The organism is Ralstonia condita, from assembly GCF_958405655.1.
Lineage (GTDB): Bacteria > Pseudomonadota > Gammaproteobacteria > Burkholderiales > Burkholderiaceae > Ralstonia > Ralstonia condita.
Window position 1 is genome coordinate 353579 of the sequence record NZ_CATYWO010000004.1, and the last position, 21980, is coordinate 375558.

Annotated in this window: 19 protein-coding genes and 1 pseudogene; 6 read left to right on the top strand and 14 right to left on the bottom strand. The window is 66.8% G+C overall.

What is annotated here, in order from left to right; all coding sequences use genetic code 11:
* Positions 1-180: 180 nt before the first annotated feature.
* Both R2N03_RS15450 and R2N03_RS15455 read left to right on the top strand, forming a co-directional pair.
* A complete protein-coding gene (locus R2N03_RS15450) occupies positions 181-1356 on the top strand; it encodes an alpha-D-ribose 1-methylphosphonate 5-triphosphate diphosphatase (protein ID WP_316658531.1) in 1176 nt (391 codons plus the stop codon).
* 8 nt (positions 1357-1364) lie between these two features.
* Complete coding sequence (locus R2N03_RS15455; RefSeq protein ID WP_316658532.1) at positions 1365-2108, top strand: DUF1045 domain-containing protein; 744 nt, start codon at positions 1365-1367, stop codon at positions 2106-2108.
* A gap of 24 nt (positions 2109-2132) precedes the next feature.
* On the opposite strand, the gene R2N03_RS15460 is transcribed toward R2N03_RS15455, so the two are convergent.
* The 3 genes from R2N03_RS15460 to R2N03_RS15470 all read right to left on the bottom strand — a co-directional run bounded on the left by R2N03_RS15460 (position 2133) and on the right by R2N03_RS15470 (position 4769).
* Positions 2133-2930 carry a hypothetical protein gene (locus R2N03_RS15460; RefSeq protein WP_428984418.1) on the bottom strand — a complete coding sequence of 266 codons (798 nt, stop codon included), beginning with the start codon at positions 2928-2930 and terminating at the stop codon, positions 2133-2135.
* Positions 2931-2970: 40 nt separating this feature from the next.
* Positions 2971-3381: a hypothetical protein gene (locus tag R2N03_RS15465; RefSeq protein WP_316658533.1), complete on the bottom strand. Its 411-nt coding sequence runs from the start codon at positions 3379-3381 to the stop codon at positions 2971-2973.
* 191 nt (positions 3382-3572) lie between these two features.
* Positions 3573-4769: an MFS transporter gene (locus tag R2N03_RS15470; RefSeq protein WP_316658534.1), complete on the bottom strand. Its 1197-nt coding sequence runs from the start codon at positions 4767-4769 to the stop codon at positions 3573-3575.
* A 181-nt stretch (positions 4770-4950) separates the two neighbouring features.
* On the opposite strand from R2N03_RS15470, the gene ku reads away from it, so the two are divergent.
* The 4 genes and pseudogenes from ku (at position 4951) to mobB (ending at position 10733) form a co-directional block, all read left to right on the top strand.
* Complete coding sequence (gene ku / locus R2N03_RS15475; RefSeq protein WP_316658535.1) at positions 4951-5871, top strand: non-homologous end joining protein Ku; 921 nt, start codon at positions 4951-4953, stop codon at positions 5869-5871.
* Positions 5872-5889: 18 nt separating this feature from the next.
* Positions 5890-8518: pseudogene (ligD, locus tag R2N03_RS15480) on the top strand (DNA ligase D).
* A 143-nt stretch (positions 8519-8661) separates the two neighbouring features.
* The gene (dacB, locus tag R2N03_RS15490; RefSeq protein WP_316658538.1) at positions 8662-10209 is read left to right on the top strand and encodes a D-alanyl-D-alanine carboxypeptidase/D-alanyl-D-alanine endopeptidase; all 1548 of its coding nucleotides are present in this window, start codon (positions 8662-8664) and stop codon (positions 10207-10209) included.
* A complete protein-coding gene (gene mobB / locus R2N03_RS15495) occupies positions 10206-10733 on the top strand; it encodes a molybdopterin-guanine dinucleotide biosynthesis protein B (RefSeq protein WP_316658540.1) in 528 nt (175 codons plus the stop codon). Before dacB ends, mobB begins: the two co-directional genes overlap by 4 nt.
* A gap of 131 nt (positions 10734-10864) precedes the next feature.
* On the opposite strand, the gene R2N03_RS15500 is transcribed toward mobB, so the two are convergent.
* The 11 genes from R2N03_RS15500 to R2N03_RS15550 all read right to left on the bottom strand — a co-directional run bounded on the left by R2N03_RS15500 (position 10865) and on the right by R2N03_RS15550 (position 21891).
* Positions 10865-11905, bottom strand: a complete 1041-nt coding sequence (locus R2N03_RS15500; RefSeq protein ID WP_316658541.1) for an SGNH/GDSL hydrolase family protein — start codon at positions 11903-11905, stop codon at positions 10865-10867.
* Positions 11906-12049: 144 nt separating this feature from the next.
* The gene (locus R2N03_RS15505; RefSeq protein ID WP_316658543.1) at positions 12050-13060 is read right to left on the bottom strand and encodes an L-threonylcarbamoyladenylate synthase; all 1011 of its coding nucleotides are present in this window, start codon (positions 13058-13060) and stop codon (positions 12050-12052) included.
* Positions 13061-13074: 14 nt separating this feature from the next.
* The gene (locus R2N03_RS15510) at positions 13075-14310 is read right to left on the bottom strand and encodes a 5-(carboxyamino)imidazole ribonucleotide synthase (protein ID WP_316658544.1); all 1236 of its coding nucleotides are present in this window, start codon (positions 14308-14310) and stop codon (positions 13075-13077) included.
* A 19-nt stretch (positions 14311-14329) separates the two neighbouring features.
* On the bottom strand, positions 14330-14839 hold the full coding sequence (gene purE, locus R2N03_RS15515) for a 5-(carboxyamino)imidazole ribonucleotide mutase (RefSeq protein WP_232042064.1): 510 nt from the start codon (positions 14837-14839) through the stop codon (positions 14330-14332).
* A 15-nt stretch (positions 14840-14854) separates the two neighbouring features.
* Positions 14855-15778 carry a phosphoribosylaminoimidazolesuccinocarboxamide synthase gene (locus R2N03_RS15520; protein WP_232042063.1) on the bottom strand — a complete coding sequence of 308 codons (924 nt, stop codon included), beginning with the start codon at positions 15776-15778 and terminating at the stop codon, positions 14855-14857.
* 125 nt (positions 15779-15903) lie between these two features.
* Positions 15904-16968, bottom strand: a complete 1065-nt coding sequence (gene fba, locus R2N03_RS15525) for a class II fructose-bisphosphate aldolase (protein WP_004636117.1) — start codon at positions 16966-16968, stop codon at positions 15904-15906.
* A 90-nt stretch (positions 16969-17058) separates the two neighbouring features.
* Entirely contained in the window at positions 17059-18498 is a 1440-nt protein-coding gene (pyk, locus tag R2N03_RS15530; protein WP_316658546.1) for a pyruvate kinase, read from the bottom strand.
* Positions 18499-18546: 48 nt separating this feature from the next.
* Positions 18547-19758 carry a phosphoglycerate kinase gene (locus R2N03_RS15535; protein WP_316658548.1) on the bottom strand — a complete coding sequence of 404 codons (1212 nt, stop codon included), beginning with the start codon at positions 19756-19758 and terminating at the stop codon, positions 18547-18549.
* A gap of 119 nt (positions 19759-19877) precedes the next feature.
* Entirely contained in the window at positions 19878-20774 is an 897-nt protein-coding gene (gene rarD, locus R2N03_RS15540; RefSeq protein ID WP_316658550.1) for an EamA family transporter RarD, read from the bottom strand.
* Between the two features lie 2 nt (positions 20775-20776).
* Positions 20777-21100 (bottom strand): AzlD domain-containing protein, encoded by a 324-nt coding sequence (locus R2N03_RS15545; protein ID WP_316658551.1) that lies wholly within the window; start codon positions 21098-21100, stop codon positions 20777-20779.
* The gene (locus R2N03_RS15550) at positions 21097-21891 is read right to left on the bottom strand and encodes an AzlC family ABC transporter permease (RefSeq protein ID WP_316658552.1); all 795 of its coding nucleotides are present in this window, start codon (positions 21889-21891) and stop codon (positions 21097-21099) included. Before R2N03_RS15550 ends, R2N03_RS15545 begins: the two co-directional genes overlap by 4 nt.
* Positions 21892-21980: the final 89 nt, after the last annotated feature.

The window sequence follows — 21980 nt, forward strand, 5'->3', positions numbered from 1 at the left end:
CTTCTGCATATCGACCATCGTGTCAGGAAAGTTAAGGCGTTCGGCTACCCTCCCCCCCTTCAGAGTGGGACAAACGGCCGATGTCGCATCGCCCGGCACACCAGTTGCGGCACAATGCCTGCACAACGTCCGCGCACGAGAACGCGGAAATGCGCGCCCGGGCTCACTCCTATTCGCCACATGCAATCGTTTTCGTCTTGTGTCGGCCACATTGCCGGCCTCATCTCGCGCCGCACCTTGCTGGCCGAAGGGCTCGCAGAGGCCGCCGTGCAATTTCGCGATGGGCACATCGTCGCGTGTGATTCCAGCACCACTCGTGGCATGCTCGACTGCGGAGATCTCCTGGTGCTGCCCGGCATCGTGGACCTGCACGGCGATGCATTCGAGCGCGCCGTCATGCCTCGGCCTGGCGTCGCCTTCCCGTACGAGACTGCGCTGGCCGACGTGGACGGCCAGCTGCTGGCCAGCGGCATCACCACTGAATTCCACGGCGTGACGTATTCGTGGGAGGGCGGCCTGCGCGGTGAGGCCTATGCCCTGCGCATGCTCGACACGCTCGACGCCATGCGCCCCCACCTTGGCGCCGAACATCGGATGCACCTGCGCTACAGGCTGCACCACGCAGACGGCGTGGCCAACGCACTGGCCTGGATGCAGGCGGGCCGGGTACAGTTCCTGTCGTTCAATGACCACCTGCCCATGATGCGTGACAAGCTCGGCGATGCACGCAAGCTCGCGCAATACGCCGACCGCGCCGAATGCGATGTCGATGGCTTCCTTGCCCGGCTGAATGCAGCCGCAGCCCATGCCGGCCAGCTCGACGATGTGACCGCCACGCTCGCGCAGGCGGCCCGCCGATACGGCATCCCCATGGCCTCACATGACGAACCGGATGTGGACACGCGCAACGCATTCCACGCACACGGCTGCACGGTGACGGAATTCCCGCTGACCGATGCGGTAGCCCGCGCAGCGCGGGCGCACGGCGGACATGTCGTCTTTGGCGCCCCCAACGTGGTACGCGGCGGCAGCCATCACGGGGCGCCCGATGCAACCGCCATGGTCGAGGCCGGTTTGGGCACCGTCTTGGCGTCGGATTACTACTACCCCGCCTTGCTGGCCGCCCCGTTCACGCTGGCCGAACGCGGCATCGTGCCGCTGGCGCAGGCATGGGCGCTGGTGGCCGCCAACCCCGCCGAAGCAGCGGGCCTGGCCGACCGCGGCCGGCTCGCCGACGGCCTGCGCGCCGATGCCATCGTGGTGGATGACCGCCGCCCTGGGCTGCCGCGCGTGGTGGCTGCCGTGGTGGGCGGCCGGCTGCGCCACGCAACGGCCCAACTGCCGTTCATCGGCTGACGGCTGACATGAGCGATCTGCAGGCACCGCTGCCAAACGCCTGGCGGTATGCGCTCTACCTGCTGCCGCCGGAGCCGTGGTACGCACTCGGCACGCGCTGGCTCGGCCGCTGTGCGCGGCGCAATGAAGCCATCGCTTCCGAACACCGCCAGCCGCTGGCCCGCGACGCGGGTGTCGATATCGCCACGCTCGACCGCTGGACGGAAGCGCCCCGCCACTACGGCCTCCACGCCACCCTGAAGCCGCCCTTTCGCCTGGCCGGCACGCACACCGTGGATGCGCTGGATGCCGCCCTGCGCCGGTTTGCGGTGCAGCATCGCCCGCTCACGATCGAACCGGTACTGCAAACGCTGCGGGGCTTCCTCGCGTGGCGCCTGCGCCACGGCGATCCGGCCCGCGACGCCCTTCACGCCTTCGCCGATGCCTGCGTGCGGGAGTTCGACACCTTCCGTGCCCCGCCACCGCCCAGCGAACTTGCGCGCCGACGCCATGCAGGCCTGTCGCCCGCACAGGAGCGTCATCTCCAGCACTGGGGATATCCGTACGTGTTCGACACGTTCACCTTCCACATCACGCTCACCGGCAAACTGGCCCACGGCGAGCAGCTCGCCTGCTACCGCGCCCTGGAGGCCGCCAACGCCGCGCTGCCGCCTACCCTGTCGATCGACCACGTCGCACTGTTCACCCAGGCCGCGCCAGACGCTGCCTTCACGGTTGCGCGCGTCTACCGCTTCGACGGCAGGGTCGAGTGATCGTCCTGCCGGAGGCCCGCGCGCTCAGCGCTTCAGATCGACCACGTCGATCACTTCCGTCTGGCCGTGCTGCTCGACCTCCTGGCGCATCACCACGCCAGCTTCGGGGCAGAACCAGTCGGTAATGCGGGCCACGGTCGGGGCAGGCTCGAGCGACTCGTCGCCCAGACGCAACACGCCCAGCGTGGCCGTGCGCGTGTACCGGATCGGCCGACATTGCAGAACCCCCACCGCCGTGTTCATCGGTTGCGGCGGACCCACCTCCCGCTCCGACACTTCCACCTTGGCATGCTCGGCGCGCATGCGGCCCACCGAGATCCCCAGACGTGGGGACACCACGTCGAAGTCGAAGCTGGATTCGTAGGTGTCGCCGGGCAGCGTGTGCGCCTCGGGGGCCAGACCGGCGCCGTAGAGGAACATGCCGGAAATGGCGGTGCTCACGGTGCCAATCAGATCGGCGTGTTCGCTTTGCGCAAACACGCGGCCATTGATGCTGACGATGCGCGTGACCACACCGGCCTCGTCCACCAGCAGTTGATGCTCCTGCACCGTCTCGATCGGTCTGCCGCCGAGCGCGACGAGGCCCGACTTCGCGTCGATACGCAGCCCGATCTCGCAGCCGTCCTGGATGTCCCGATTGACGTCGTGCAGCTTGAACTCGACGATCATCGGCGTCTTGCCGTTGCCGTCCAGCCGCACCTGGCTGCCGTCATGTACCCAAGAGGCCGTGCACAGGCCGGCCGCACGCGCGGGCAAGGCGAGCCCTGCCGCCCCCGCAACGAGCCAGGCAACCAGCGTCCACAAAGAAAAACGCCGATGCATCTGGCGATGCATCAGCGTCTTTACGGTCCTTAACACGGGCTTACTGCTTGTTCTGACCCTTGCTGTTGGCACCCTGGCTGTAGGGATCGAACTTTTCCCCGGCCTTGGCGCCCTGGGTGTACGGGTCGAACTTTTCGCCCGCCTTGGCACCCTGCGTGTATGGATCGTATTTGCCCTGCGTAACGTTGGCCGGCTGGGCGCCCGGGTTGAGCGCGTTGGCCGTGCTGTCGGCACCTTGCGTGTACGGGTCGAACTTCTTGTTCGCGCCTTGCGTGTACGGATCGAACTTCTCGCCGGCCTTGGCGCCTTGGGTGTACGGGTCGAACTTCTCGCCGGCCTTGGCGCCCTGCGTGTAGGGGTCGAACTTCTTGTCGGTCTGTGCGTGGGCCATGCCGCTGACGGCAGCCACGACAGCGACCGCTGCCACGAGATTGAGACGTTTGTACGGCATCTGAAGCTCCTTTCCTATGGATCGTTTGGGCTGATGGTGCAGCCTCATTTTTGAACGTATCCCGATGCAGCCACCGCTCGATGGCCCTGGCCGCAGCGCCGGGAAACCCCTCTCCTGCCCGTAAGCTATGGCATGCGCCGAGGAAAGTCAACGCACAGGAACTGCATATTTTTTAGGCAGATTGAGACAGATCAGTGAAGCTTCCCGGACCCGCTCCTCGGACGGATCGCGCCCGGCCCTGCCACGGCAATCAGTGCCATCGTCAACGCCACGACCGACAGACCCCAGCGCAGGTCGGACCGGTGCGCAATCAGGCCGATGACGACGGGACCGATCAGCAGGCCCACGTAGGCGAAGCGTGCCACCGCCGCAATGCCTTCCGCGGCGGGCACGCCCGGCAGGCGCGAAGCGGTGATGAAAAAGATTGGCACCATGTTCGCCGCGCCCACGCCCATCAGCGCGAAACCCACGAGCGCGGCAGCCGGCGCCGGCCAGAACAGGGCCAGCAGGATGCCGCCCGTGGCCAGCCCACCGCTGGCGCCGAGCACGCGCATGTTGCCCCAGCGCCCGCGCGCGACATCCCCTCCGAAGCGGGCGAGCGCCATGCCGCCCGAGAACGCCGCATAGCCGGCGCTGGCGATGGCTTCTGGCGACTGTGCGATCTCACGCATGTAGACGGTGGTCCAGTCGTACATCGCGCCTTCACCCACCAGGCCGAAGAATGCAAGCAGCCCCAGCACGAACAGCGTGCGCCCCGTGGTGGGGTGCGCGGGTTCGCCTTCTGCGTGTACGTGATCGGGCAGCATGTACGGCCCCGCGCACAACGCCGTGGCCATCGTGACGAGCGCCATGCCGGCGCAATGCATGGCCGGCGGGACGCCCCATTCCAGCAGCACGCCCCCCACCGCAGCGCCCGTCATGCCGCCCAGGCTGAACATGCCGTGCAGTGACGAGATGATCGGCTTGTGGTGGTTGGCCTCTACCGTGGCAGCCTGCGCATTGATGGCCACGTCGAATCCCGCGTTGGAGATCCCGAACAAGAGCAGCACCGCCAGCAGCGCCGGGTAGCTGGGCATCAGCATGATCAGCGCGGTGACGATGCCGAACGCAATGCCGCCCTGCATGCTCGCGCGCCGCGTGCCAACACGGGCGGCCCAGCGGCCCGCAAACTTCATCGCGACAATGGCGCCGGCCGCCACCATGAACATCGCCAGCGACAGCGACGCCTCGGACAACCCGAAGCGCGCCTTCACCGTCGGAATGTGGATACCCCAGGTCGCAAACGTTGCACCATTGACGAAAAAGAGCGCCATCGTGGCCGCGCGGGCCGATAGGGGAAGCCGGCGTCGCTGCAGGGCACCGGCAGGTTGGACGAGATCGGAAGACATGGGGAACTGCTGAGAAAGGCACGCGCGGCGCCATCTGTCGCGCCGCAAAGGCACCATGCTACCGCGCCATGCTGAAGAACGTATGACGCCAGCAGGCGCATCGTGCAGCGCCGCACGCATGGCGGGCGGGTATGCCGCTTGCGTCACCGCCGTGGCATCCACCGCATCTGGGAGTTCCGCCATGCCCCGCGTCATCTGGAAGGGCGCCGTGAGCTTCGGCCTCGTCCATATTCCCGTCGCGCTGTATCCGGCCACCCGCAGCGACGACCTCGACTTCGACTGGCTCGACCGCCGCACCATGGACCGCGTTGGCTACAAGCGCGTCAACAAGGCCACCGGCAAGGAAGTGCCGCGCGAGCAGATCGTCCGCGGGTTCGCCTACGAGAAGGACCGCTACGTCATCCTCACCGACGAGGACATCCGCGCCGCCAATCCGGCGTCCACCCAGACGGTCGATCTGCTCACTTTCGTGGACGCGGCGGAGATCCCGTTTCTCTACCTCGATACGCCGTACTTTCTTGCGCCCGACCGGCGCGGCGAGAAGGTCTATGCGCTGCTGCGCGAGGCGATGGCGCGTTCTCGGAAGATTGGCGTGGCCAACGTGGTGCTGCACACCAAGCAGCATCTGGCCGCGCTGATTCCAATGGGGCCGGTGCTCGTACTGCATACGCTGCGCTGGTCCAGCGAAGTGCGCGACTGGTCGGAACTCGACCTGCCTGCCGAGGGCGCCAAGGCGGCCAAGCTCACGGCCCGGGAAATCGGCATGGCCGAAAAGCTGGTCGACGACATGAGCGGCACATGGAACCCTGCGGCGTATCACGACACGTTTCGCGATGACATCCTCGCGCTCGTCGATCGCAAGGTGCGCGAGGGCCGCACGGAGTCCGTCGAGCCGATGGAGACCGAACACGCCGCCCCGCGCACCGACAACGTGATCGACCTGACCGACCTGCTGCGCCAGAGTCTCGCGCGCCGCGGCAGGGGCAAAGGCGCATCGACCGACGACGCGGCGCAGGAGGACGCGCCCGCTCCGCGCAAGCGTGCGTCACGCAAGACCGCCACCAGCACGGCGCGGAAGACGGCCGCCCGCAGGCGCGCATAACCCGCAGGAGCCGACGCCATGCCCCGCCATCTCGCCGACTATCGCCACAAGCGCGATTTCACCCGGACGCAGGAACCAGCCGGCGCGCGCCGCAGGACGGACGAACGCCGCGCCAACGGCACGCTGCGTTTCGTGATCCAGAAGCACGACGCCACGCGCCTGCACTATGACTTCCGGCTCGAGCTCGACGGCACGCTCAAGAGCTGGGCCGTGCCGAAGGGTCCGAGCCTCGACCCCGCAGACAAGCGGCTGGCCGTACACGTGGAAGACCATCCGCTCGACTACGCCGATTTCGAGGGCCATATCCCCGAGGGCCAGTACGGCGGCGGCGATGTGATCGTGTGGGATCGTGGCACATGGCATCCGCACGGCGACCCGCGCCAGGCATACCGCGAGGGCAAGCTCAAATTCGAGCTCGACGGTGAAAAGCTGCACGGCGCCTGGGCGCTGGTCCGCACGCACTTGCGCAACAGCGGCCGGCAGGCGAAGGAGCAGTGGCTCCTCATCAAGGAACGCGACGACGCGGTCCGCCCATCGAGCGACTACGACGTGACGCAAGCACTGCCTGCCAGCGTCATCAGCGGGGAAAACGTCGGCACGGGCCCACGGGACAAGGGCAGGCGCAACCGCACCGTGAGCGCCCGCCGCGAAACAGAAGCGACGGTCCTCCCGCCGGACGGCGCCACGCCGGCCGCGCTGCCGCGAACCCTCGAGCCGCAGTTGGCCACGCTCGTCGATGCACCGCCCGCGAGCGGCGAGTGGGACTACGAAGTCAAGTTCGACGGCTACCGCATCCTCGCGCGCATTGACGGCGGCACGATCCGCCTCTTCAGCCGCAACGGCCGCGACTGGACCGCCAAGCTGCCGCGCCAGGCGCGCACGCTGCATGCACTCGGCCTGCGGGAAGCCTGGCTGGACGGCGAGGCCGTCGTGATGGGCGAGCGCGGCGTGCCCGACTTCCAGGCGCTCCAGAACGCCTTCGAAACCGCGCATGCCGAACAGATCGCCTACTTCCTGTTCGACATCCCGTTCTGCAACGGCATGGACCTGCGCGGCGTGCCCTTGCGCGAGCGGCGCGCGCTGCTGCAGCGCATTCTCGACGCCGCACCGGGTGATCTGGAGCGCGACGCCGTACTCTTCTCCGGGACGTTCAACGCGGCGCCAGACGACCTGCTCGCCTCGGCGTGCAGCATGGCGCTCGAGGGCGTGATCGGCAAACGGTCCGATGCGCCATATCGGTCGGGCCGCGGCCCCGCGTGGATCAAGCTCAAGTGTGGGCAGCGCCAGGAGTTCGTGATTGGCGGATACAGCGCTCCCAAGGGCAGCCGCAGCGGCTTTGGCGCCCTGTTGCTCGGCGTGTATGACGATGCCGGCGCGCTGCGGTATGCGGGCCGCGTGGGCACCGGCTTCAACGAGACCAGCCTGCGCGCGCTGCACGATGATCTCGGTGGCCTGAGCACGGCTACGCCGCCGTTTGCCAACCCGCCCACCGGCGCCGACGCACGCGACGTGCAATGGGTCCGGCCCGAGCGCGTGGCGGAGATCGCCTTCGCGGAATGGACCCGCGAGGGCATCGTGCGTCAAGCGGTGTTCCGGGGCTTGCGCGACGACAAGCCTGCGCGCAGCATCGTGCGCGAGACTGCCAGGCAGCCCCGCGCCGCCGCCCGCAAGGAGCATCGCACCGTGAACGCGCCCGCCCCCCCAGATCTTGCAACGTCAGCCCGGGCGCAAGGAACGCCCGGGTGCGGAACGCATCGCCGGTGTGGACATCACGCACCCGGACCGCATCATCGAAAAGGCCAGCGGCACCGACAAGGCGGATCTTGCACGCTACTACGCGAGCGTGGCGGAATGGATGCTGCCGCACCTGCGCAATCGCCCCGTCTCCCTCGTGCGCGCCCCTGATGGCATTGATGGCGAGCGCTTCTTCCAGAAGCACTCGGCCGCCCCCAAACTGCAAGGCATCACGCAACTCGATCCGTCGCTGGACCCGGGGCATCCGTCGCTGCTGGCCATCGACTCGCCCGAGGCCCTGGTCGGCGCCGTGCAGATGGGCACAGTGGAATTCCATACATGGAATGCGCTGGCCGACCGCATCGAACAACCCGACCGCATCGTGTTCGATATCGATCCCGACCCGGCGCTGCCGTTTGCCCGCGTGATCGAAGCCACCCAGCTCATGCTCGCGATGCTCGACGAACTGGGTCTGCAAGGGCTCCTCAAAACGAGCGGCGGCCACGGCCTGCACGTCGTCGTGCCGCTTGCGCGCCGCGAATCGGCCGGCTGGGAAGCGCTCAAGACGTTCGCGCAGGCGGTCGTGCAGCACATGGCCAAGACGTTCCCCGACCGCTTCGTCGCCAAGATGGGCCCGCAGAACCGCGTCGGGAAGATCTTCATCGACTACCTGCGCAACAATCGCGGCGCGAGTACGGTGGCCGCCTATTCGGTACGCGCGCGGGTCGGGTTGCCGGTCTCCGTGCCGATCCGCCGGGACGAACTGGCAGGGCTGCAATCGGCGTCTCAATGGACGCTGCGGACGCTGCCGGACCGCCTGGCGACACCCGATGGCGACCCGTGGGCCGATGGCTCCCACACCCGCCAATCCGTCACCGCGGCGATGCGCAAGCGCATCGGCCTCAATACGTAGGCCCGCCGCCACACGGGGCGGGCTACTCAGGGAATTGGGCAGCGAACATCCGGGTGCTTGTCGGCCGGAGGACCCGGCCGCTGCGTTAACATGCCTGCGTCCGCACTCGGCGTACGCGTGTGCGCCCTTCTCTGCTCCTGCCGATGGCCCGAATTCGTCTTACCCGTTTGCTCAACCTGTCGCGCAGCGCCCTTGCCTGCGCGATGCTGCTCACCGTTGGGGTCACCCCCCTGGCCCACGCCAGGAAAGTCAAGGCACATGCTGCCCATGCTGCCCCGCACGCCACGGCGGCGCAGGTCCGTCAGGCGGCGCTCAACCCGGCCGGGTTGCCGGCCAACGTTGCACTGGCGTTTGCACGCGCGCATATCCCGCTCGACGCGGTGAGCGTGTTCGTGGTCCGCACCGGCAGCGCCACGCCCATCCTGGAATGGAATGCGGATGTCGGCATGAACCCCGCATCGACCATGAAGTTGCTGACCACCTTTGCGGGGCTGGATCTCCTCGGGCCGGATTTCCGCTGGAAGACCTCCGCCTACGCCGATAACGAGCCCCTGAACGGCACGCTGAGCGGCAACCTCTACCTGCGCGGCCAGGGCGATCCCAAGCTGGTTCCCGAAGAGCTCATCAAGCTGGTGAACGACGTACGCCGTGCGGGCGTGGACGAACTTGCCGGCAACATCGTCCTGGACCGAACGTACTTCGAGGACGGCCTGTCCGAAGCGCCGCCGCTCGACGGTGACAGCGCGCGCGCCTACAACGTCGCGCCCGATGCGCTGCTGTATTCGTTCAAGACGCTCACGTTCACGCTTGCGCCGGATGCGGGCCACGGTGCGGTCAACATCGACGTGTCGCCGCCGCTGGCGCAATTGCAGATCGACAATCGGCTGCGCGTCACGCACGGCGGCTGTGGCAATTGGAAGACCGCGTCCGACCCCAACATCACGACGCAGACCGACGGCCACGTGCTGGCGAGTTTTGACGGCCGCTATGCCGCCGCATGCGGCGAGCGCGTCTTCAACATCGCGGCGCTCACGCATGCCGACTTCATCTGGGGGGGCTTTCTGGCCCTGTGGCAGCAAGCCGGCGGCACCGTGCGCTTCACCCCCGGCTTGCGCGAGGGCAAGGTGCCAAGGCGCGCCGTGCTGCTGGCCACGCACTACGGCCCGACGCTGGCGGAAGTCGTTCACGACATCGACAAGTATTCGAACAATGTGATGGCGCGCCAGCTATTCCTGACCATCGGCGCGGAGGTCGGCCGCAAGCCCGCGTCGGTGCAGCAGACGACCGATGTCATCAACCGCTGGCTCGCCAAGCAGAATCTGGCGATGCCGGAACTGGTGCTCGAGAACGGCTCGGGCCTGTCGCGCATCGAGCGCATCAGCGCGCGCAACATGGGGCGCCTGCTGCAACAGGCTGATGCCAACCCAAACAGCGGCGTCCTGCGCGATGCCTTGCCCGTGGTGGGTGTGGACGGCACCATGCGCAATCGCCTCACGCGCGCGGGCATTGCCGGCAACGCGGAAATCAAGACCGGCACGCTGAATGACGTACGCGCCATCGCCGGCTACGTCGAAGGCGAAAACGGCGAGCGCTTCGTGGTGGTCAGCATGATCAACCACCCGAACGCGAGCGCCGGCCAGGCCGCGCATGACGCGCTGCTGCAGTGGATCTACCAGGGGGCGCCGCGATGAGCGCGCGCAAAGCACTGCTGGGCATCACCGGAACGTCGGGTAGCGGCAAGACGACACTGACGGAACAGCTCATCGCCCGTTTCGTGCGCGACGGGCGCCGCGTAGCGGCCATCAAGCATACGCACCACGGCTTCGATCTCGATTCGCCCGGCAAGGACTCGTACCGCATGCGCGAGGCGGGCAGCGCCGAGGTCGTACTGGTCGGCGGCGAGCGCCTGGTACTGATGCGCGAATACGCCCACGCTCGCGAGCCAGAACTGGACGATGTGCTGGCACTGCTCTCACCCGAGACCGACCTCGTCATCGTGGAAGGCTACAAGCGCAGCAGCTTTCCGAAGATCGAGGTCTTCCGCCCATCGCTGGGCCGGGCGCCGCTGTGGCCGGAAATCGGTGGCGTGGTGGCCGTAGCGACTGATGCACCCGAAGCCGTGCCGGTGCCTGCGGGCGTCACCGTGCTGGATCTGAACGATGTCGATGCGGTGTACCGGTTTGCCGTGCAGCAACTCGCGAGCGCACTCGCATGACGCGCCTGTCCTCTGTCACGCTCTGCCTGGCTGCCGTGAGGACGGAACTGCCGTAGCGCCGGTCGAGCGCTTCCGCCACAAACGAAAACGCCCGCTTCACGCGGGCGCTTTACCAGGTGCAACGCCGAGAATCAGTGCACCAGATTGTCTGCAAGCAGGCGCTGCAGCACATTGCTTGCAATCAGGCGGTGGCCACCGGTGGTCGGGTGCACGCCGTCGGCAAACAGATAGGACAGGTCCGAGCCCGTGGCCACCAGCGTGTTGGCCGAGCAGAACAGCGAGCTTCCGTTTGCACTCGGCACCAGCGCGTCGATCTTGGTCGCATCGCAAGCCGGCGTGCTCGTGTTCGCGAAGCCGAACGAAGCGCCGTTCTGGATCACCGCCGTCAGTTGCGAATTGAAGTCGATCACGCGTGCGGTCGTACCCGCCAGGCCGTTCTGCAGCGTGGTGTTGAACGTGCCGACCAGCGAATGCAGAAGCGCCTGCCCTGTTGCGCCACCTGCCACGCCCTGGGGCGTCAGGCTGCTATCCGGCAGGTTGAACACGTACAGCTGCGTCGCGTTCTTGCTGATCATGTCCTTCACATAGCCGACCAGATCGGTGGCCGCCTGCTGGACCTGTGCCGTCGCGATCGCCGGCGTCACACCCGAATTGGGCGTCGCCACCGCGGCAGCCCAATAGAAGATGTCGTTGTTGCCGCCGAACACGAACACCAGGTCGTTATTCCCGTTGAAGGTGTTGTTGCTGGCCGCATAGAAATTGGCAAGCTGCTGCTGAACCGGGTAAGTCAGTGCGCCCGCGCCGCCGTTGTGACCGATACCGTTCGGGTCGGTCACGCGGGAGCCGCCTTGCGCGTAGTCGAAGCAGCCGGGTTTCGGGCAGGTCTGTACCTGGTTCGCATAGCCCATCACGGCCGGCGTGAGCGCCACGCCGAGTTGCGATGCCACGGTCTCCGCCCAGATCGGGCCCGGGTTGGTGGTGAACTTGCCGCCACCCACGGCTTGCGCCACCGGCGTGTAGGTGCCGGCGTCGCTCAGGCTATCGCCGAACACCACCATGCGCTGCACCTTCGCAACGCTGGCGTTACCGCTCTGGTCGGATTCGCCGCCGCAAGCGCTGAGGCCCAACACCAGGGCCGCCGATGCGACGCCCATCCATTGACGCAACTTCATAGTCTGTCTCCCGTATGGAATTCTTCTTGATGTGTGGTGTCGCGGTTCGTCAACCCGCCGCGCACGTTTAAAGCACGCCGAACGACACAAGGCCCAAGTGTAGCGATGTTGGCGGGCGCACGGCGGCCGCACGCCCCGGAAGAATTAGAGGCCGGCTTCGAACGCGGCGGCAGCGCGACGCAGGCGGTCGTTGACGGCCGCCCATGCGGGGATATCGGCTAGGGTTTCTACCCAGATGGCGTCGTATCCGCCACGGTCGAGTTCGCGGAGCAACGCATACAGCGCGTTCGCGTATGCGGCGGGCGTGGCTGGGGCCTGGCGCTGGTCGCAGCCGGCGGGCAACGCCACGGGCGTTCCGAGCCACACAATGCGCTTGCCGGCAGGCAGCGCCGCGACGCGCGCGGGCACGTCCGCCGCCGAGAGCAGGTACAGCGGCGTGCGCGGCGCATAGTGCGCCTTCAGCGTACCGGAGGCGCGCGGCGCGGCCGCATCGGGCTGTGCTGGCATTTCGCCCGTCACGCGTTCGATATCTTCGGGCGTGATCGCGCCCGGGCGCAGCAGGACCGGACCCATGCCCTGGTCCAGGCGGGAGAGATCGACGATGGTTGATTCGATACCAACGTCCACGCCGTCGCCTTCGAGCACGAACACGGTATCGCCGAACTCATCGCGGACATGTTGTGCCGTGGTGGGACTGACCTGGCCGAACTTGTTGGCCGACGGCGCGGCGATGCCGCCACGGCCGCGCTTGAAGCGCGAGAGCAATGCCTGCGCCACGGGGTGCGACGGACAGCGCAGCCCGATGCTGTCCTGCCCGCCCGCCACCGCTGCGGGGATATGTGGCGCACGTTTGAGGATCAGCGTCAGGGGCCCGGGCCAGAACGCCTCGATGAGTTGCAGCGCAATGCCGGGCACGTCGTCGGCCCAATAGGAAATGTCGGCCCCGTCGACCACGTGAACGATCACCGGGTGATTGGACGGCCGCCCCTTGGCAGCGTAGATCCGGGCGATCGCCTCCGGGTTCTCGGCGTCGGCGCCGAGGCCGTAGACCGTCTCGGTCGGAAACGCGACCAGTTCACCCGCCTCCAGTCGGCGCGCCGCCTCATCGAGACGTTCGCGCGACGGCATGACGTAGGACGTGGTCGGCTTGTGCATGGCGGGGCTCGCGGTCAATCCGGCTGCAAGCCGAGCACGTGCGCGGCATGGCGGAACGCCTCGTCCACGACCTCGGGCGAGGTGCCGACGCAGTTCACGTGACCCATCTTGCGGCCGGGGCGCGCGTCGGCCTTGCCGTACAGGTGGACCTTGGTACCGCTGTGGCACATGACCTCCTGCCATGCAGGCGTGCGTTCCAGGCCGTATTCGAACCACACGTCGCCGAGCACGTTGAGCATGCGGCCCGGCGAGTGCTGGCGCGTGCTGCCCAGCGGCAGGCGAGCCATGGCGCGCACCTGCTGCTCGAACTGGCTGGTCTCGCACACGTCCATGGTGATGTGGCCGGAATTGTGCGGACGCGGCGCCATTTCGTTGGCAACGAGCGAGCCGTCCTGCAGCACGAAGAATTCAATGCAAAGCACGCCGACGTAGCCCATCTCTTCGGCGACCATCGCCGCGGCGGCGCGGGTGCGCGTGGCAATGTCGTCCGACACGCTGCGCGAGGGCATGATCGTTGAAAACAGGATGCCGTCACGGTGTTCGTTCTCGGCAAGCGGCCAGGTGGCGGTCGTGCCATCGGCGCCGCGCGCGGCCAGCACCGACACCTCGTACGCCAACGGCAGCATCTTCTCCAGCACGCACGGCACGTGCTGCATGGCGCCCCAGGCAGCGCGCAGTTCTTCCACCGTCGAGACACGCGCCTGGCCCTTGCCGTCGTAGCCCATGCGGGCAATCTTCAGGATGCCGGGCAGCAGGTCGGCGGGCAGTTGTTCGATATCGGCTTCGTGCTCGATCACCCAGCTCGGTGCGGGGTGGATGCCGGTGCGTGCGGCACACAGCGCGAAGAATTTCTTCTCGGCGATGCGGTTCTGCGCGATCGATACGCAGTTGGCACGCGGCGCAACGAACGCGCCGAGCTGCTCAAGCTTGTCGAGCGCTTGCGCGGGCACGTTCTCGAACTCGGTAGTGACGGCCGGGCACAGCGCGGCCATCTCGGCCAATGCGGCTTCATCGGTGTAGCCGGCGCAGAGATGGCGCTCGGCGATGGTGCCAGCGGGGCTGTTCGGGTCCGGGTCGAGCACGCAGACCTTGTAACCCATCGCCTGCGCGGCGTGCGTGAACATGCGGCCGAGCTGGCCGCCGCCGAGCATGCCAAGCCAGGCATCGGGCAGGATCGCGTTGGGAACGTTCAGCGCGCGGGATTCCGCGGTGTGGGCTTGCGCCAGGCGCGGGTTCAGGTCGTCGGCCATGAATCGGGTCGTAGGTTACTTAAGCGCCATGCACGGGGAGCGTCATGCCGCGCGCGACTTCGGTCTGCTGGGCGCGGAAGGCTTCGAGCTTGTCGGCAAGGGCCGAGTCGGTGGTGGCGATGGTCGCGATGGCAGCCAGCGCTGCGTTGGCCGCACCGGCCTCGCCAATCGCGAACGTCGACACCGGAATGCCCTTGGGCATCTGCACGATGGAGAGCAGCGAGTCTTCGCCGCGCAGGTACTTGGACGGCACCGGCACGCCGAACACCGGCACGATCGTCTTGGCGGCGATCATGCCCGGCAGATGCGCCGCCCCACCAGCACCGGCGATGATGGCGCGCAAACCCCGACCACGTGCGCCTTCGGCGTAGCGGAACATGTCGTCCGGCATGCGGTGCGCCGAGACGACCTGCGCCTCGAACGGAATGCCGAACTGCGTGAGCATGTCGACGGCGTGGCGCATCACTTCCCAGTCGGAACTGGAGCCCATCACCACGCCAACGAGCGGAGCGGATTGCTGTGCGGTCATCGTCATCGCTCCGGTTTAACGCAGGGATTCGCCGGTCAGGCGGGTCAGCGCCTCGCGGTACTTGTCGGCGGTTTTTTCGATCACGTCGGCGGGCAGTTGCGGTGCCGGCGCAGTCTTCGGCCACGGCTTGCCATCAATGCGCACGGCTTCGAGCCAGTCGCGCACGAACTGCTTGTCGAACGACGGCGGGTTCGTGCCGACCTGGTACGAATCGGCCGGCCAGAAGCGCGACGAGTCTGCGGTGAGCGCCTCGTCCATCAGCGTGAGCGTGCCGTTTTCGTCCAGGCCAAACTCGAACTTGGTGTCGGCAATGATGATGCCGCGCGTGGCGGCAAAGTCGGAGGCTTCCTTGTACAGGCGGATGCTCACGTCGCGGATCTGCGCGGCGAGGTCCGGGCCGATGCGGCGCTCGACTTCATCGAAGGAGATGTTCTCGTCGTGCTCGCCCATCTCCGCCTTGGCGGCGGGGGTGAAGATCGGCTCGGGCAGCTTTTGCGCGTTCTGCAGGCCTGGGGCCAGATGCACGCCGCAGACGGCGCCGGTCGCTTGGTAATCCTTCCAGCCGCTGCCGGCCAGGTAGCCGCGCACCACGGCTTCCACCAGGATCGGCTTCAGGCGCTTGACCACGATCGCGCGGCCGCGCACCTGGTCGACTTCATTCGGGGCCACCACGGTTTCCGGGGCGATGCCCGTCTCGTGCGTCGGCACGATGTGGCGCAGCTTGTTGAACCAGAAGTCCGACATCTGCGCAAGCACACGGCCCTTGTCCGGAATCGGCTGGCCGAGAATCACGTCAAACGCCGAGAGGCGATCGGTGGTGACCATCAGCAGCTTGTCGTCGCCGACAGCGTAGTTCTCGCGCACCTTGCCACGGCCGAGCAACGGCAGGCTGGTGATCGACGATTCGTAAAGGGCGGAGGATGAAGGGGTGGCGGACACGGCGGAACCCGGGAGGAGATAAGAAAACGTGGAAGGCCAGCATTATACGTGGCCCATGGGGTAGCCCATGCAATGCAAAACGGCTGGCGCAGTGCCAGCCGTTTGCTAAATGTGACGCGAAATGCTTATTGCACCACTTGCGCCAGATCGCCGCTTTGGTACTTCTGCGCCATCACCGACAGGCCGATCGGCTTGATCTTGCCGGCCTGGCCTTCGCAGCCGAACTGGATATAACGCGCCTTGCAGATCTGCTTGGCGGCTTCGCGCGCCGGCTTCAGCCATTCGCGGGCGTCGAACTTGTCCGGGTTTTCGGCCAGGAACTTGCGCACCGCGCCGGTCATGGCCAGGCGGATGTCGGTGTCGATGTTGATCTTGCGCACGCCGTACTTGATGGCTTCCTGGATTTCCTCGACGGGCACGCCGTAGGTTTCCTTCATCTTGCCGCCGTACTGGTTGATGATGGCCAGCAGTTCTTGCGGCACGCTCGACGAGCCGTGCATCACCAGGTGGGTGTTCGGGATGCGCGCGTGGATTTCCTTCACGCGGCTGATGGCGAGGATGTCGCCGGTGGGCTTGCGCGTGAACTTGTAGGCGCCGTGGCTGGTGCCGATGGCGATCGCCAGCGCGTCCAGTTGGGTCGCCTTGACGAACTGGGCAGCCTCTTCCGGATCGGTCAGCAGGGACGAGTGGTCGAGCTTGCCTTCCGCGCCGTGGCCATCTTCCTCACCGGCCATTCCGGTCTCCAGCGAGCCCAGGCAGCCGAGTTCGCCTTCCACGGTCACACCAACCTTGTGGGCCATCTCGACCACGCGGCGGGTGACGTCGACGTTGTAGTCGAAATCGGCCGGGGTCTTGCCGTCTTCGCGCAGCGAGCCATCCATCATGACCGAGCCGAAGCCCAGGTCGATGGCGCCCTGGCAGATGGCCGGGCTTTGGCCGTGATCCTGGTGCATGACCAGCGGGATCTCCGGATAAGCCTCGACAGCGGCCTGGATCAGGTGCTTGATGAACGATTCGCCGGCGTACTTGCGGGCGCCTGCGCTGGCCTGCAGGATGACCGGTGCGCCGGCTTCCTTGGCAGCTTCCATCACAGCCTGGACTTGCTCCAGGTTGTTCACGTTGAATGCCGGCAGGCCGTAGCCGTTTTCAGCGGCGTGGTCCAGCAGTTGGCGCATCGAGACGAGTGGCATGGTTTTCTCCTATGGATCGATCTGTATTCGGTCTCTGGAACGCGTCCGGTCGATCTAAACGACGTAGCAAACGGCGTTCCGTCGTGGGCGTCAGTGCATGCCGACGCGAACAATCTTGAGCGTGTTGGTGCCGCCGGCCTGGCCCATCGGCTCGCCGACGGTCAGGACGATGAAGTCGCCGCGCTGCACGACACCGCGCGCGACCAGCAGTTCTTCGGCCTGATGCAGCGCTTCGTCGCGGTCGGCGCTGTTGGCCAGCGGCAGCGATTGCACGTTGCGGTACAGGGCCATCTTGCGCTGCGAGGCCACGTTAGGCGTCATCGCATAAATGGGAATGTTGATGCCGTGTCGGCTCATCCAGAGCGCCGTGGCGCCGGAATCGGTCAGCGCGGCAATCGCCTTGACCTGCAGGTGGTGCGCCGTGAACAGCGCCCCCATGGCGATCGACTGGTCGATGCGGCTGAAGGTCTGGTCGAGGAAGTCGGCGTCCAGATGCACGGATTGCGACTTCTCGGCTTCCACGCAAATGGCAGCCATGGCCTCGATGGTCTCGACCGGGTAGCGGCCAGCAGCGGTTTCCGCGGACAACATCACCGCATCGGTGCCATCCAGCACGGCGTTGGCGACGTCCGACACCTCGGCGCGCGTCGGCACCGGGTTGACGATCATCGATTCCATCATCTGTGTGGCGGTGATGGCCAGCTTGTTGTTTTCGCGGGCCAGCTTGATCATGCGCTTCTGCAGCGCCGGCACGGCCGCGTTGCCGACTTCCACCGCCAGGTCGCCACGCGCGACCATGATCCCGTCGGAGGCCGCCAGAATTTCTTCGAGCACGCCCGGGCGGATGGCCTCGGCGCGCTCGATCTTGGCGATCATGCGGGTCTTGTGGTTGTGCGGCGCACCGGCCACCGCGGCCAGCTGGCGCGCCATTTCCATGTCGGTGGCGTTCTTGGGGAAGCTGACCGCGACATAATCGGCGCCCAGCGCCATCGCGGTCTTGATGTCGTCCATGTCCTTGGCGGTCAGCGCCGGCGCCGACAGCCCGCCGCCCTGGCGGTTGATGCCCTTGTTGTTGGACAATTCGCCGCCGATCTTGACGATGGTTTCAATCTCTTCGCCCACCACGCGCTCGACCTGCAGGACGATCAGGCCGTCATTGAGCAGCAGCAGATCGCCGGGGCCGACGTCGCGGGGCAGCTCCTTGTAGTCGAGCCCGGCGCGCTCCTGGTTGCCCAGTTCGCAACGCGCGTCCAGCGTGAAGCGCTCTCCCGGATTCAGCGTGATCTTGCCGTTCTCGAACTTGCCGACGCGGATCTTCGGCCCCTGCAGGTCGGCCATGATGGCGACCTCACGGCCCACCGAACGGGCCACCTCGCGCACGAGCTGCGCGCGGTCGATATGGTCCTGCGCGGTGCCGTGCGAAAAGTTCAGCCGGACCACGTCCACCCCGCCCGCGATCATGCGAGTCAGGACTTCCTGCGTGCTGGACGCGGGGCCGAGCGTGGCGACGATCTTGGTGGCGCGGGTCATGGGCAGCGGGGTCTCGTTGTCGTGGTGGGGATATTCGCGTCGCTGCGCTCAGGCCGGGACGGCCTGGCTCTGCGCGCGTTGCGCCAGGATTTCCACGGCCGGCAGGGTCTTGCCCTCCAGGAATTCGAGGAACGCGCCGCCGCCGGTGGAGATGTAGCCCACCTTGTCGGCGATGTTGTACTTGGCGATGGCCGCCAGCGTGTCGCCGCCACCCGCGATCGAGAAGCCCGACGACGCGGCGATCGCCTCGGCGAGCACCTTGGTGCCGTTGCCGAACTGATCGAACTCGAACACGCCAACCGGACCGTTCCAGACGATGGTACCGGCCGATTTCAGCTGTTCGGCCAGCTGGGCGGCCGTCTTCGGTCCAATGTCGAGGATCATGTCGTCATCGGCCACGTCTTTCACGTCCTTCACCGTGGCGGCCGCCGTGGCGCTGAATTCCTTGGCGCACACCACGTCGACGGGAATGGGGACCGACGCACCGCGTGCCGCCATCAGGTCGATGATCGCCTTGGCATCTCCCGCCAGATCCGGCTCGGCCAGCGACTTGCCGATCTTCAGGCCGGCAGCCAGCATGAACGTGTTGGCGATGCCGCCGCCGACAATCAAGTTGTCCACCTTGTCAGCCAGGGACTTCAGGATGGTCAGTTTGGTCGACACCTTCGAGCCCGCCACGATGGCGACCAGCGGCCGCTTGGGCGCACCCAGCGCCTTGCCCAGCGCGTCCAGCTCGGCACCCAGGAGGGGGCCGGCGCAGGCGATCGGTGCGAACTTGGCGATGCCGTGCGTGGTGGCTTCGGCGCGGTGGGCAGTACCAAATGCATCGTTGACGTAGATGTCGCACAGCTTGGCCATCTTCTGGGCCAGTTCGTCGCTGTTCTTCTTTTCGCCCTTGTTGACGCGGCAGTTTTCCAGCAGCACGACCTGGCCGGGCGCCACGTCCACGCCGTCGACCCAGTTCTGCACGAGCTTCACGTCACGCGCCAGCAGTTCGGACAGGCGCTTGGCAACCGGCGCCAGCGAATCTTCGGGCTTGAATTCGCCCTCGGTCGGGCGGCCCAGGTGCGACGTGACCATCACGGCGGCGCCAGCGTCGAGCGCGGCCTGGATGGCCGGCACCGAGGCGCGGATGCGGGTGTCTTCGGTGATGTTGCCGGCATCATCTTGGGGCACATTGAGATCAGCGCGGATAAAGACGCGCTTGCCGGCAAGCTTGCCTTCGGAAATGAGATCGGTCAGACGCAGGACGTGAGGCATGGCAGCTACGGTGGAATCGCGGAAAGGCACGATTTTACCCGATGCGACCGGGCAAAACGCGCGTTTCTCGGCCGAGTCCCGCAGGCTCAGCCGACTTGCCGAGGCCGATCGGCGGGGCGCTACGCCGCCAGCGGCGTACGGCGGCGCAGCCGCATCCAGCCCTCCGCCGAATACACCGCAAGTCCTACCCAGATCAGCACATAGCCCGCCACTTTCGGACCGGCGAACGGCTCGTTGTAGAGCCACACCCCCAGCAACAATTGCAGCGTCGGGCTGACGTACTGCAGCAACCCCAGCAACGACAGGGGGATCCGCCGGGCCCCAGCGCCAAACAGCAGCAACGGCAGCGCCGTCAGCGGCCCGGCCAGCGCCAGCAGCCACTGCGCGCCAGCCGAGGCGGCCAGGAAAGCGCTCTGGTGCTGCGAAGCCAGCCATCCCAGGTAACCCAGCGCCAAGGGAAACAGCAGCAGCGTCTCGAGCGTCAACCCCTCGAGCGCGCCCAGCGGCGAGGTCTTGCGCAGCAAACCATAGAAGCCAAATGAAAACGCCAGCGCCAGCGCAATCCACGGCAGCGTGCCGGCCTGCCACGTCAGCCACGCGACGCCCGCCCCTGCCAGCACCACCGACACCCACTGAACGGGCCGCAGCCGCTCGCCCAGCACCAGCGCGGCCAGCATCACGACGACCAGCGGATTGATGAAATAACCGAGGCTCGCATCGAGCACGTGATCGTGGTTGACCGCCCAGATATAGGTGAGCCAGTTGGCGGCGAGCAAAGCCGTGCTGGCCGCGTAGCGTCCCACCACGCGCGGTTGCGTGCGCAATGCCCACAACCAAGCCCAGTGCCGCTTGGCGAGCAAAATCACCGCCATCACCGCCAACGACCAGACCACTCTATGCGAGAGGATCTCCATCGGCGACACAGCCTTGAGCAGCTTGAAGTACAGCGGAAACAGGCCCCATATCGTGTAGGCCAGAAAGGCGAAGATTGCGCCGTTGCGGTTGGAAGCCGGCATGCTCATCCCCAGAGACGCAGCACGGTAAACACCCCCATGCCGACAAAGACCATGCCCAGCATGCGCCGCGTCGCCACATAGAACACGGTGGCAGCGATGCCGGCCATCAGGCGCGGATTGGTCCACGACGCCTCAAAGTGCCCCTGGTTCCAGAGCAGATCGGGCAGGACGATGGCGATGAGCGCGGCGGCCGGCGCAAACCGCAGGGCGTGCTGCAGGCGCATGGGCAGCGTCACCCGATCACCCACCATCAGGAACAGCGAGCGCGTGACGATGGTGACCCCCGTCATGCCCGCGATGACGATCCAGATGTCCAGCGCGCTCATGCGTCCTCCTCGCCGGTGGCGACCCGTGCGCCGCGCCGGCGCTGCCATTGCAGGCGGGCGGCAGCTTCGTCAGCGGCCAGGCCGGCGGCCATCGCACCCGTCACGGCAATCACCAGGCTCAATCGATACGGCAATTTGAAGGCGACCAGCGCCAGCACGGCGGCCACGGCGACCGCCATGAGCGTGGCACGGCCCCGGATGGTCGACACCATGACGGGAATCAGCGCCAGCGTGCCGGCCAGTGCCAGGCCCCAGGCGTCTGGGAACAGGCTCGCCGCGACGATGCCCAGGATGGACGACACCTGCCAAACGACAAAATTCAGCAGGACCATGCCCCAGTAGTAGCCTTCCTTGCCCGCCTCCGGTGCGGATGCGGGGTAGCGCTGGGTGAACAGCACGAACGGCAGATCGCCATTGAACGAGCCCAGCACCACCCGCCGCAGGAACGGCAGATCGCCGAAATGCTGCATCAGCCCCGCGCTGAAGATGATGAAGCGGACGTTGACGATGAATGCGGTCAGCAGCACCGTCCAGATCGGCAGGCCGGCCGCGAGCAGCGGCAGCACGGCCAGTTGCGAGGACCCCGCGTAGACGAACACCGACATCCCGATCGCCTGGGGGAGAGTCAGGACCGATTTGCTCATCGCCACCCCCGTCACCATGCCCCATGCGAAAACGGGCATGGTCGAGGGCGCATAGGCGCGCAGTCCGGCCATGAAACCGGCGCGCTCGGCGGGGTCGAGCGCCTGCCAGCGACGTTGTAACGCGGCGCGCCAGCGGGCTAGCGCCATGGCGCACTCGCAGGCGGCGGATTCATCTCTTTGTGGTCAACCGGGCGAGAATTGGCGGAAGCGCGCAAACGTTGGGGTGTCGGGGGCGA